This is a genomic window from Xenorhabdus indica, from assembly GCF_014467235.1.
Classification (GTDB): Bacteria; Pseudomonadota; Gammaproteobacteria; order Enterobacterales; family Enterobacteriaceae; genus Xenorhabdus; species Xenorhabdus indica.
Genome location: NZ_NKHP01000012.1, coordinates 55,425 through 68,886 on the forward strand (window position 1 = coordinate 55,425; position 13,462 = coordinate 68,886).

Genomic DNA, 13,462 nt, shown 5'->3' on the forward strand with positions numbered 1-13,462 from the left:
ACATAGCGTCGGGAATAATAACGTAAAATATTATGAGGCTATTTTTTCTCTTATTTTATTATTCTATCATTTGAAAACACTGCCTTTCTCTTTAGAAAAGAAAATATACTTCAGACAATGGAGCCTTATAGATATTAATATGGTGTCTTTATACATGTATTTAAATTACACACAGAAAAATAAAATGCATTTAATATCAATGCAATAATATAACCCTCATTCCGCACCCAATTTCTAATTTAAAAAGAGTGTGATCTTCATCTTTTTTTAACACTTGTTCTATTGATGAGATTGACAGTGATCTCAAGTTTTGATCTATTATTTTTATTTACCGGAAAATAAACATGTCTATGCCTGAGCCCGTCATCAAACGCCTTGATCACCTTAGTCTTATTGCGGCTTTTTGCCATGAAATCGGTTTACCCCGTATGATTGATGCCATGATACCCAAATATTCTGGCCATGCCGTCTCCCATGGTGATGTTTTTCTGGCAAGGCTCCTCAACGGGTTAGGTTTTCACAGCCGAACGCTCCACATGTTTTCCGGCTTTTTCAAGCATAAACCACTTGGCCGTTTAATTGGTCCAGGCATAGTATTTTTGAATTTCAATAACATAGGATGGTCACAGGGATGCAATCGTACCACCATGAACTTCTGGACATATTGGGGAAATTATTATGCGAATCTAAGAAAGCAAGAAAAATAAATTTCCTAATGAGGATTATACAACGACTGCTTGGTCCTAATAAATATGTTTCTTTGTGTAAATATTTTGCTTTTTTAAGCTCAATACACCAACAAAGATTCATGCTAAATGAATATAAGCAATCAGATGTAATTTCAGATAATCGTGCTCATTTAAAAAGATAATCCTCAATTGAATACCAGAACTGAGATGTAAAAGGAATGATACGCAGAAGCTCAGCAATGCTGAATATAAAAAAACGAAAAAACGGATACGTTCTTGTATGTGAAAGTTACAACACCGACCAGAACGAGTCATCAGTTATTTCAACTCGATGCTTATCAAATATGCAGCTTAGTCGATATATTTCCCTACTTGGTTAATAGTAAAAATATAGTTTATCAAAAGGGTGCTAGTGAACAGCTACCTAATAAATTTACAGGATTATCTGAAATGAGTGTACTCTCTATTAAATACTCATCATTTGTAATTTTTATTTATGCAATTGGAAGTCAATTTACAGATGTTACTATTGGGGTTTTGAAATTATGGGAGTTACTCATTTTATTTATTTTTCCATTGATAATACGTAAATCCCATAAGGAGTTCATTCCACTGATAGTATTTTTTACTTTCCTATTATCCCTTTCTTTTATTGCTGCATTTTATCCAACATCTGCATATTCAAATTATAGCGGATTAAAATCAAAGTATATTATATCATTAGCTAGATTTATAGAAATAATGCTTTGCATTTCAAGTGCAATAGTAATAATGAATTTAGTTACGAATAAAAAGGAAAGTGGACGCTCACTTATATCAAAATTCATCAGTTATAACTTTTACTTATCATTATTAATACTTATTATCTTTTGTGTTGACATAGCCATAGGTACTGACTTTGTTAGTTATGGGACAATGCATAGACTGAAGGGCTTTTATGTAGAAGGTGGTCCTTATGGTCTTTTCATAAGTACATTGTTTTTTTTAGAGCTGATTGGAAACAGGAGGATTATATATATACTAACATTCTCATTAATTATGGGATTAGCACAATCAAAATCTGGAATAGTATCTCTTTCAGTTTTCTTAACTGTTTATTTCATGATGAAAAACAAAATTCTTAGAAGCTTTTTAATACCAAGAAACTTTATAAAATTTTCTTTTTTTATAGTATTTAGCTTGTTAGTATCATCATATACAATTTATAAAGTAGCTTACAATTATATAGCAGACATAAATAATTATAGAGAAATATTAAAAGAAAGACATGATGACAATAGTTTTGTCATGGGAAGAATAGCTGCATCATATATAGGACCTAAGATTTTTGCGGATAATCCAATAATAGGAGTTGGCTTAGGAGCTTATTCGTTAGTAAGAAATGACGCAAAATATCGCAGTGAATTTCCAGAAGTTGAAGGATGGGATTTGACAGGTTTGGGAGGGATGTTAACTCTTCTGATAGAAAATGGAATTTTTGGTTTTTTAGGATTTATCTTCATAATAGCTAGGCTGTTTAGATTTGATATTATTGGTGTTATATTTATTGCTTTATTTTTTATTCCATTCATTTTAGGTGCTCAATTATATATGTTTTATCCTTGGGTTTATCTCGGGTTTTACATGACAATAAAATATAAAGATAATGTAAATAAAAATCCATCACTGATAAAACAATAAATAATTATATTAAAACATCGATAGCACTGATAACTACTCCCGCGAGTGAGTGTATTTAAACACAAATTATTTTCCCACTATAAATTATTTAACTGATGACAATTGTGTATTTAGTTGTTCTCTTAAGACTCACAATACTAAAACTATATATTTGTTACTTGCAATAATTTTCATACTGAATTTTGAATAATGTATCACGAAGCCATATTTTTGGATTGTATACCCGCCGTCATTGAAGATACGGTCATGACTCCAAAGCGTTGTAATGATGTTTTTTCAATATATGCACCAATCAGCTTTTCGTGGACTTCTATCGAACGTGAATAACAAATTGTTTTTCTTGCCAATCGTTTGATATGAATACGCAGATTGAGATTATGCCGCTCAATGCGTTGAGTAAAAATTTTTCCCACTAAATGCTTTTCAGACTCAATTTCTCGGGTGTAACTCCCCCAGTCATCCGTCGTGATGAAACGAATGCTAAAAGGGGTCAGTAAGTCGAGCAATTTGCGGCAGGTTGCATCGGTTCGCGGACCGAATACATGGGCTATGACCTGTTTTCTTTTTGTATCAAACGCATACCAAAGCCAATGGCGTTGTTTTTTGTTGCCCACAAAAGACCATTGTTCATCTAATTCACAGATGAGAGTCACATCTTCGTAAACGGCCTGTCTCGTTGTTACTTGTTTTGGCGAGAGTTTTTTAAAGTGCGTATTACCGTATTGATACCGACACCTAAAACGCGGCCAGTGTCTCTCACACCAGAGCCATTCATTGCCATATCAACAATTTTCTCTTTCATGTCAGGTTTATGGCCATTGTAACGATAGTTAAGTTGAAAGGTTTTCCGGCAATCCTTGCAATAATAGCGCGGGAAGCCTGCTTTACCTGTCCCGTGTTTACGTACAGGTTCGGTTTGACCGCAATATCGGCAAACAACTTCTATCTTGACAGTCACATGTGGGTTCCACTAAAAAAACACAAGAATATCAAATTCACGCTTTAGAGCCACGACCGAAGATACTTGATTTTTCATTCATATCAGAGCAGGATCGCGCCCATGAAAATTAATCTGACAGATGCCCAAAAAGAAGCCCTCAAATTGATGCATGATACGACTCGCGATGGACGAGTACGTGACCGCATCAAGGCCGTGCTTTTGGCCTCAGAAGGCTGGACGGCCCAGCTGATTGCTCAGGCTTTGCGGATCCATGAAAGTACGGTGAGTCGCCATCTGAAAGATTACTTCTCTGAGGAAAAACTCGCCCCTGAAAATGGGGGCTCTGAAAGCCGTTTGTCTGCCGAACAAACGACAGAATTAGTTGCGTATCTGATGGCAAATTTGATGCACACTACCGCACAAATTGTGGCCTATATTCGGGTACGATGGCAGGTGACTTTCACTGTCGCAGGAATGACGAAATGGCTTCACCGTCAGGGTATCAGCGACAAGAAGCCAATGGGTGCTCCGCACAAATTTGAGGCGGATAAACAGCAACAGTTTATTGAGACCTACAACGCGCTGAAAGAAGAATGTGGCCAGAATGCGCCTATTTTGTTTATTGATGCGGTTCACCCGACCCAGTCCACAAAATTAAGTGATGGCTGGATGAAGAGCGGGCGGAAGCACGTCAAAGTGGTTAAAACCACGGGCAGTCGTATTCGACTCAACATCATGGGTGCCCTTAATTTACAACGGATTGAAGAGACTATTGTTCGTGAATATCCGACGATTAACGCGAAAAATGTCGTCCTTTTTTTCGGCTCAATCCGGGAAACCTACCCACTTTCGCAAAAAATCCACATTATTCTGGCTGGTGCGGGTTATCACCGTTCCGAAGTCGTTCAATTTTTTGCTGAGGTTTTGAATATTGAGTTGCACTACTTGCCGCCTTACAGCCCTAACCTCAACCCGATTGAGCGATTATGGAAGTATGTGAATGAGCAGGTACGAAACAATGTCTATTTCCCGGATACCAAAACATTCCGTGAAACGCTGCGTCACTTTTTTCATGTCACATTGCCAGAAAAAGCGAAAGAACTCACCACTCGGTTGACTGATAACTTCCAGATTTTAAAACCCGCATCTTCAAGTTAATTGCGTATAGTAGCTCTTTCCCTATCAGATTCCTCATTAAAAATGAAGAATAAATATTCACATGTGATGGTAACACCTAATGCATAAAAAAATATTTTTCGACCAATCATGGCTCACAATGGGGGGAATAGGTCGATTTTCAGAAGAAATATATAAAATAAAAAAATGGGATGGAATTTATAGTATCAAATGTAAACCTTCAAGCCCTCTCTCATCTCTGCTACTATCTATTAAGTTTATGGGGTTTTCTAAAAATGATATCGCCTTTTGCCCAGGATATATTCCCCCGTTATTCTCAAAATGTAATTTTGTTTTTACTATCCATGATCTGAATCATTTGGATCGTGAAGAAAATAGCAGTTTTTTAAAAAAGGCATTTTATAATCTAATAATTAAAAGAGGATGTTTTAATAGCAATAAGATACTAACAGTATCAGAGTATTCTAAAAAGAGAATCATAGAATGGAGCGGTGTACCAGAAAATAAAGTTATTAACGTCGGAAATGGTGTTGATAAATCTTTTAATATAGAAGTAGAACCATTTAACCTAGGGGGTCCCTACCTGCTATGTGTCAGCAACAGAAAACTTCATAAAAACGAATCAGCACTTATTAAGTCCTTCTCCAAAAGTAATATTAATCCAGAAATCAAATTATTATTTACAGGTAATCCCACTAACGAATTAATAAGTTTGATTTATGAATTCAATCTATCAGAAAGAATCGTTTTCCACGGTTTTGTCGATGATAAAGATCTACCTTCCTTTTATCGAGGGGCATTAGGACTCTTATTTCCTTCCCTTTATGAAGGATTTGGCCTTCCAATCCTAGAAGCAATGGCATGTGGAACACCAGTATTAACCTCAAATGTTACCTCTTTACCTGAAGTTGCTGGTGATGCTGCATTGTTGGTTGATCCCTACTCACTTGATGATATGGCTGATGGAATTAATCAGTTAGTCACAGATAAGGATTTAAGAAGTATATTGATTGAACGAGGTCTATCTAGGGCAAAGATGTTTACATGGGATAAAGTTGCGGAACGGGTTCAACAAGTTTTGGAGCAAGTAGCTAATGAACAAGTTAAATGAAAAAAAAATAGCCTTGGTTCATGAATGGCTACAAAGTTATGCAGGCTCTGAGCAGGTATCTTCAGCCATATTAAACTTATATCCTACTGCTAATATGTATTCTGTTGTTGACTTTTTAACTGATTCTCAACGTGGTCATTTTAATAATATTCACCCAACAACTACTTTTATTCAAAAACTCCCAGGCGCAAAGAAGCATTATCAGAAATATTTACCACTAATGCCCTTGGCAATCGAACAACTTGATGTTTCTCATGACGATATAGTGATTTCAAGCTCCCATGCAGTTGCTAAAGGAGTATTAACAGGCCCTGATCAACTACATATTAGCTATGTCCACTCCCCAATGCGTTATGCTTGGGATCTACAACACCAATATTTAAGAGAGTCAGGTCTCAATAAAGGACTCAAGGGATGGATGACTAAATGGCTGTTACATAAATTACGGCTGTGGGATTATCGTACAGCCAATGGTGTTGACCATTTTGTTGCGAATTCTCATTTTATCGCTAGAAGAATCAAAAAAGTTTATGGTCGTGATGCAACTGTTATCTATCCACCTGTTGCTGTAGAAAATTTCCCCTGTGTTGAACAAAAAGAAGATTTCTATTTCACGGCTTCACGCATGGTGCCTTATAAGAAGATGGATCTGATCGTTGAAGCCTTCGCCAAGATGCCGGATAAAAAGCTTATTGTGATAGGTGATGGCAGTGAATATAAACGGATTGCTACATTAGCTGATGGACACTCCAATATTACTTTACTAGGTTATCAGCCGTTTGAAAAACTTAAATCTCATATGCAACGAGCCAAGGCATTTGTCTTCGCTGCGGAAGAAGACTTTGGGATCACACCTGTTGAAGCACAAGCTTGTGGAACCCCTATCATCGCTTTTGGTAAAGGGGGCGCTCTCGAAACAGTTCGCCCATTAGGGAGTCGAGAACCAACGGGGTTATTTTTTGAAAAACAGGACGTGGAATCACTTTGCTCAACAATAGAACACTTTGAAAGTAATATTAAGCAGTTCCATCCCCAATTCTGCCGTAAAAATGCTGAACGTTTTTCAGAAGCAAGGTTTGCTCAGGAATTTGCTTCCTTTGTCGAAGATAAGTGGCAAGAATTTCAAACCAAAAAGCAAATTCATTATTAATTACTTGAGATATTTTATGAATTCAGTTGTTCCCGTCATCATGGCTGGTGGTTCCGGCAGTCGGTTATGGCCACTTTCTCGTGAGTTATATCCAAAACAATTTCTTAAACTTGATGGTGAGCTCACCATGCTGCAAACAACTGTGCAGCGCTTAAGGTGTCTATCGACAGAATCCCCTTTAGTCATTTGTAACGAAGATCATCGTTTTCTGGTCGCCGAACAATTGAGACATTTAGATAAACTAGCCCACAATATCATCCTTGAACCAACAGGACGTAATACAGCTCCAGCAATTGCTTTGGCAGCACTCACAGCGCTTCAAACCGTGAACAATGATGAAGATCCTCTGTTATTAGTTCTGGCAGCAGATCATATAATTCGGGATGAAGAAGCTTTTACAAAGGTAGTACAGCAAGCAATTCCCTATGCAACCGCAGGTAAATTGGTCACTTTCGGCATAGTACCTACCCATGCAGAAACTGGATATGGATATATTCAGCGTGGAGTTAAGCAAGAAGACGCTTTTACCGTAGCTCAATTTGTTGAAAAACCAGATGCTATTACCGCAGAACAGTATTTACAAAGTGGTGAATATTACTGGAACAGTGGCATGTTTCTGTTTCGCGCCAGTCGCTTTCTTCAAGAACTTAAAACGTTCCGCCCTGATATTTATTCAGCCTGTGTAACCGCAGTAGGAACCATCAATCCCGATCTCGACTTTGTCCGGGTAGACAAATCAGCATTTCTTGTCTGTCCGAGCGAATCAGTTGACTATGCCGTGATGGAAAAAACTGATGACGCAATAGTTATTCCACTTTCTGCTGGCTGGTCTGATGTCGGTTCATGGTCGTCTTTGTGGGATATCTCGGAAAAAGACGACGATGGCAATGTATTTAAAGGTGATGTTCTACAACACAATAGCAACGATAATTACGTTTATTCTGAAAACAGCCTTGTCAGTCTTGTTGGTGTAAAAAATCTGGTCGTGGTTCAGACCAAAGATGCCATTCTGGTTGTAGATAAAACTCAGGTTCAACATGTTAAAAAGATTGTTGAGAGTCTGAAAAAAGCTGATCGTTCCGAACATCGTTTGCATCGGGAGGTTTATCGCCCTTGGGGTAAATACGACTCCATAGATAAAGGGAAACGTTATCAAGTTAAACGAATTACTGTTAGGCCAGGTGAAAGCTTATCTACCCAAATGCATCACCACCGTGCTGAACATTGGATTGTTGTGGCAGGAACAGCGCGGGTGACTCAAGGAAATAACTCCTATTTGGTTACCGAGAATGAATCTACCTATATACCAGTAGGGGTTGTACATACTCTGGAAAATCCTGGTAAGGTTCCGCTGGAAGTAATAGAAATCCAATCGGGCGCTTACCTTGGAGGAGATGATATCGTTCGTCTCAGTGATCGTTATGGCAGAGTAGAAATAGAAGAAAATGAATAATAAGAAGCTAAATAGTCGAGAAGTTATTTCTGGTAGTGGTATCGCGTTTGGTACTAGCGGAGCCCGTGGCCTGGTTGTTGATTTCATTCCAGATGCATGTGCGGCTTTTACTCATGCTTTTATATCCGTAATGCAAAAGCGATACGCAACTTCTCAGATTGCACTAGCGATCGATAATCGTCCGAGCAGTCCTGACATAGCGGTAGCTTGTGCAACTGCCCTCCGACAAGCTGGCGTTGAGCCCATTTATTATGGTGTGGTCCCTACACCTGCACTTGCCTATAAAGCAATGCAAGATGGAATGCCGTGCATCATGGTTACTGGTAGCCATATTCCTTTTGACCGTAATGGACTCAAGTTTTATCGGCCTGATGGAGAAATTTCTAAGGACGATGAAATGGCTATCCTATCAGCCGAGGTTATTTTTGAACCACTTACTGAAATGACAACTCTGTCCGTCTTACCAGATGCAGCAGAAGCCTATATAAATCGCTATCATTCTCTGTTTTCCGCAAATCGGCTGACAGGGAAACGTATAGGTATTTATGAACACTCCAGTGCTGGGCGTGATCTTTATGTTCCTCTCTTCAAATCACTAGGAGCAGAAGTTATTTCGCTTGAACGTACCGATGAATTTGTTCCTATTGATACAGAAGCTGTAACAGAAGAAGATAGGCTCAAAGCTAAAAACTGGTCAGAAGAATTTGATCTGGACGCTATCTTCTCTACCGACGGTGATGGAGATCGCCCACTACTGGCAGATGAACACGGAGAATGGCTGAGGGGTGACATACTTGGATTACTATGTGCTGATGCATTAGATATTGAAGCCCTGGCTGTTCCTGTGAGCTGCAACAGCGTAGTACAGAGTTGTGGTCGCTTCATTGATGTTGTCTCAACTAAAATCGGCTCCCCCTATGTTATTGCCGAATTTGCCTCCCTTTCACATCAATTTAAACGTATTGCTGGTTTTGAGGCTAATGGTGGCTTCTTACTCGGTAGTGATATTGATGTAGAAGGCAGTAAATTGACCGCTTTACCCACTCGTGATGCGCTTTTACCCGCACTTATCGTATTGAATTCAAGTAAAGATAAAGGAATTTCTTCACTAGTAAATGCACTACCTTCACGTTATACCCATTCTGACAGACTTAAAGAATTTCCAACGATATTAAGTAAGGAACTTTTAAATAAGGGGATTAAGGATCCGAAACAGCTATTGACTTTATTAGGGTTAGGTAACCATCAAATTCTTCATATTAATCTCACTGATGGTTTAAGGATGACTCTTAGTAACAACACCATTGTTCATCTGAGACCATCCGGTAATGCACCTGAGCTACGTTGCTATGTTGAGGCTGATGATATAAACAAAGCAAAAGAAATTGTTAAAACTTGCTTATATACACTTGCGACGCAAAAATAATAACAACTTCGGTAGAGGAATCACTTCAGTGCTCTATCGAACACCCTTTTAAATTTAGGTAAATATTATGGCATTAACGGAAATGTTCCAGCATTCAAAAGAAGAACATCTTGAATATAGAAACTATTCAGCATCTGTTAATCGCTTCTCTCTGATGGCAAGCGATTTATTGGCTATGGCAGGCGCTTTTATTTTTTCATGGTGGGTTGAAAGTACTCGCACAAATGTTCCATTTTCTCTAGTTTTCAAAAGTGGATCAGATATAGCCAGAGCTTGGAGTTTTCTGATCATTGTCTTAGTCACATGTTTTTGGTCCTGGGGACATTTACGACATTACACTTACCGCAAGCCATTCTGGAATGAACTGAAAGAAACACTCCTAATGCTAATCGGGCTAGCTATAGCTGATTTGGCAATAGTTGCTATCTCTAAGTGGAATTTCTCTCGCCATCAATGGGCAATGTTTTGGCTGATTACCATATTTACCCTGCCATTATTTCGATGGCTGACAAAGAAGTTATTAATTAAACTCAAATATTGGAGTATGCCTACTATCATCATTGGCAACGGAAATAATGCTCGCGACGCTTACTTAGCTATATGCAGCGAACAATTACTTGGATTTGGAGTCATTGGTTTTGTAGCTCCAAACGATAATTGTTCTACCAGTCCAGTCAGTACACTTCCTCTATTCCATATCACTCCAGAGCAGTTACTGGAAAAATATCATCAGCATAAAATCTTTATCGCTCTTGAATATGAACAACACGAATTGCAAGATGAATGGTTGCGCTATCTCTCCGCTCATGGAGTTCGAAATATATCGATAGTCCCAACATTACGTGGTGTTCCTCTCTATAGCACAAATATGTCCCACTTCTTTAGTCATGAACTTTTAATGCTTAGAGTTAAAAATAATCTAGCTAAGCGTTCATCCATAATTCTTAAGCGTACATTTGATATTGTCGTTTCTTCTCTCTTACTAATTCTTCTTTCTCCTCTGTTTCTTTTCATCGGTTGGAAAGTTTCCCGTGATGGAGCATCCCCTTTTTATGGGCATGAACGCATAGGGCAAGGAGAACACCGATTCAAGTGTCTGAAATTTCGCTCTATGATTAGCAACTCAGCGGAAGTTTTGGAAAATTTACTAAAAACAGATCAGAATGCTTTAGCTGAATGGCAGAAAGATTTCAAACTCAAAAATGATCCGAGAATCACGCCTATCGGCCATTTTTTACGTAAAACTAGTCTTGATGAACTTCCACAGTTGATAAATGTGTTTAAAGGAGAGATGAGTCTTGTTGGTCCAAGACCCATAGTTCAAGAAGAACTTGAACGTTATGGAGATGACAAATCGTATTACCTCATGGCAAAACCTGGAATGACAGGTCTCTGGCAAGTAAGTGGACGTAATGATGTGGATTATGCAACACGTGTATATCTTGATAGCTGGTATGTAAAGAACTGGGCGCTTTGGAATGATATTACGATTTTATTTAAGACAATTAATGTAGTACTTAAAAGAGATGGTGCTTATTAGTCTTTGAATAAAAATACTTTACTGATTGTAAACAGTTTTTATATTTCTAATCCAATTTTTATGAACTCTCTTCATTCAGTTAATATTATTGTAATGAAGGCGTTAAAACATGCTAAACATCGTCCTATTCGAACCAGAAATCCCGCCTAATACGGGTAATATTATCCGCCTGTGTGCCAATACAGGTTGTCAGCTTCATCTCATCCAACCATTGGGTTTCACATGGGATGACAAACGCCTGCGTCGTGCAGGGCTGGATTACCATGAGTTTGCCAATATCAAACAACACCACGACTACAATGCATTCTTGGAAAGTGAAGGGCTTAGTCCAACCAATTCACAATCCCCTTCTGGAGCACGCCTATTTGCACTAACAACAAAAGGTACTCCGGCGCACAGTAATGTAAGTTATCGTGATGGGGATTATCTGATGTTTGGCCCAGAAACCCGTGGCTTGCCATCTTATGTGCTGGATAACATGCCCCCTGAACAGAAAATAAGAATTCCTATGCTACCGGATAGTCGTAGCATGAATCTTTCTAATTCTGTATCAGTGGTCGTGTTTGAAGCGTGGCGGCAACTCGGTTATCCCGGTGCGCTATTACGAGACTAACCTATTGCAGCCGTCATTCCGCACCGCGTTCCTGATTTTAAAATAGTATGATATTTATCATGTTCTTCACACTCCCTATGCTGATGTGATTGACGGCGTTTTTCGGTTTTGATCTATTAGACTTATGTAGTGGTATCTGAATACCAGCCTTCAGTTCTTCAACTTGGTATTCTTAGCCCTACTTTTGCATAGAAAAGATACTGAATAGTCTCTGAGTCAACAAAGAAAGCATTAGAAATGGATTTTGAATCAAGAGAGAAGCCACAAGGTGTGATGTTTCACAGTGATAGTAAGAATACCCTTGTCAGATTCTATAGATAGAAGGCTTTTCAATCTATTCTTCTGATGTATGGCGTTTTTTCTGTTTCCTGACCCACACAGTGATCGACCTTCTTGTGTCCTCCCCTGGATCTGTCGGTAACAGGAAAAATTCCATGAGAGGTTTCTCCTCGCTGATATGCGTGACTCAAGAAGGGCCTGACGGCTTGTCTCTTTACTGTCCTGTCCGGGATATCTGTCAGGGGAAACTATTTGTATCTTCTGACTGAGAATTCATCCCATGGCTAAAATGCAGCAAAACTTATCAGCAGGCGTCATCGGTGGGGTTGATACACATAAAGACCTACACGTTGCGGCAGTCGTTGATCACAATAACTGTGTTGTAGGGAACGAATTTTTTCCAGCAACCCGGCAAGGATACCGCCAGATGTTATCTTGGATGAAATCATTTGGGCCATTAATCAGGGTGGGAATTGAATGTACAGGATCTTACGGCGCGGGTTTATTGCGATATCTCCAGGCTGCGGGGATTGAAGTCCTGGAGGTCACAGCTCCCGACAGAATGGAACGCCGGAAACGGGGAAAAAGCGATACGATTGATGCTGAATGTGCCGCTCATGCGGCATTTTCACTCATCCGGACAGTCACGCCTAAAACACGAAGTGGCATGATTGAGTCTCTTCGAACCCTGAAGGTATGCCGAAAAACGGCCGTGGCAGCACGACGCATAGCGCTACAAATGCTCCAAATGACAATCGTCTCTGCCCCCGAAGAATTACGGGATCAACTCAGAAAACTCACCCGGATGCAGCTTATCCGCACACTGGCCGCATCAAAACCGGATATGACCCGCTATCGTCATATTGAGGGGGCTTACTGTATTGCGTTGAAATCACTGGCCCGACGCTACCTGGAATTACAGGATGAGATTGGTGAGCTGGACGTCATGATAGCGGCTATCGTTGATGACCTTGCACCGGAACTGCTCAAATGCAAAGCAGTGGGGTATGAATGTGCCTCCCAACTGCTCATCACGGCGGGAGACAATCCAGAGCGTCTACACTCAGAATCCGGTTTTGCTGCGTTATGCGGAGTGAGTCCGGTACCGGTATCCTCAGGAAAAAATCAGCGTCACCGACTCAATCGTGGTGGCGATCGTGCAGCACACAGTGCGCTTCACATCATAGCGATTGGTCGGTTACGTACAGATACCAAAACGCAGGAATATGTTGCCAAGCGGATCGGGGAAGGTCATTCAAAACTTGAGGCAATACGTTGCTTAAAACACTATATATCAAGGGAGGTCTTTACGCTATTGCGTAACCGCAATCGTCAGATCAATAGCATACAAATAATGACTTGACACTTAGAAGGGCATCCAAGGTAGTCACTATACTAGTAAATTATTGTGGCATTATGGTATCAAACAAAGTCTGAGCCGCTG

10 protein-coding genes and 1 pseudogene are annotated in these 13,462 nt (G+C 39.5%); 10 read left to right on the forward strand and 1 reads right to left on the reverse strand.

What is annotated here, in order from left to right; translation table 11 throughout:
- Window positions 1–344 precede the first annotated feature (344 nt).
- Window positions 345–614: pseudogene (locus Xind_RS25065) on the forward strand (DUF4277 domain-containing protein); the annotation flags it as partial.
- Window positions 615–1,139: 525 nt separating this feature from the next.
- Complete coding sequence (locus tag Xind_RS25070) at window positions 1,140–2,369, forward strand: O-antigen ligase family protein (protein WP_187650001.1); 1,230 nt, start codon at window positions 1,140–1,142, stop codon at window positions 2,367–2,369.
- 194 nt (window positions 2,370–2,563) lie between these two features.
- On the opposite strand, the gene Xind_RS25075 is transcribed toward Xind_RS25070, so the two are convergent.
- A protein-coding gene (locus Xind_RS25075; RefSeq protein ID WP_476756467.1) for an IS1 family transposase occupies window positions 2,564–3,327 on the reverse strand; the annotation gives its coding sequence in 2 pieces (ribosomal slippage) (window positions 2,564–3,084 and window positions 3,084–3,327; 765 coding nt in all).
- Window positions 3,328–3,429: 102 nt separating this feature from the next.
- Here Xind_RS25075 and Xind_RS25080 point away from each other — a divergent pair.
- From Xind_RS25080 to Xind_RS25115, 8 genes are all read left to right on the forward strand, one after another.
- Window positions 3,430–4,467 (forward strand): IS630 family transposase, encoded by a 1,038-nt coding sequence (locus tag Xind_RS25080; protein WP_187650002.1) that lies wholly within the window; start codon window positions 3,430–3,432, stop codon window positions 4,465–4,467.
- Between the two features lie 79 nt (window positions 4,468–4,546).
- Window positions 4,547–5,557, forward strand: coding sequence for a glycosyltransferase family 4 protein (locus tag Xind_RS25085; RefSeq protein WP_187650003.1), 1,011 nt, complete (start codon window positions 4,547–4,549; stop codon window positions 5,555–5,557).
- Complete coding sequence (locus tag Xind_RS25090; protein WP_187650004.1) at window positions 5,541–6,707, forward strand: glycosyltransferase family 4 protein; 1,167 nt, start codon at window positions 5,541–5,543, stop codon at window positions 6,705–6,707. The genes Xind_RS25085 and Xind_RS25090 overlap by 17 nt, the downstream gene beginning before the upstream one ends.
- A 16-nt stretch (window positions 6,708–6,723) precedes the next feature.
- Entirely contained in the window at window positions 6,724–8,160 is a 1,437-nt protein-coding gene (locus Xind_RS25095; RefSeq protein WP_187650005.1) for a mannose-1-phosphate guanylyltransferase/mannose-6-phosphate isomerase, read from the forward strand.
- The gene (locus tag Xind_RS25100) at window positions 8,153–9,586 is read left to right on the forward strand and encodes a phosphomannomutase (protein ID WP_187650006.1); all 1,434 of its coding nucleotides are present in this window, start codon (window positions 8,153–8,155) and stop codon (window positions 9,584–9,586) included. Before Xind_RS25095 ends, Xind_RS25100 begins: the two co-directional genes overlap by 8 nt.
- A gap of 67 nt (window positions 9,587–9,653) precedes the next feature.
- A complete protein-coding gene (wbaP, locus tag Xind_RS25105) occupies window positions 9,654–11,126 on the forward strand; it encodes an undecaprenyl-phosphate galactose phosphotransferase WbaP (RefSeq protein WP_081989057.1) in 1,473 nt (490 codons plus the stop codon).
- Between the two features lie 109 nt (window positions 11,127–11,235).
- Window positions 11,236–11,739 (forward strand): tRNA (uridine(34)/cytosine(34)/5-carboxymethylaminomethyluridine(34)-2'-O)-methyltransferase TrmL, encoded by a 504-nt coding sequence (gene trmL, locus Xind_RS25110; RefSeq protein WP_187650007.1) that lies wholly within the window; start codon window positions 11,236–11,238, stop codon window positions 11,737–11,739.
- Between the two features lie 568 nt (window positions 11,740–12,307).
- Window positions 12,308–13,381, forward strand: a complete 1,074-nt coding sequence (locus Xind_RS25115) for an IS110 family RNA-guided transposase (RefSeq protein ID WP_187650055.1) — start codon at window positions 12,308–12,310, stop codon at window positions 13,379–13,381.
- Window positions 13,382–13,462 lie beyond the last annotated feature (81 nt).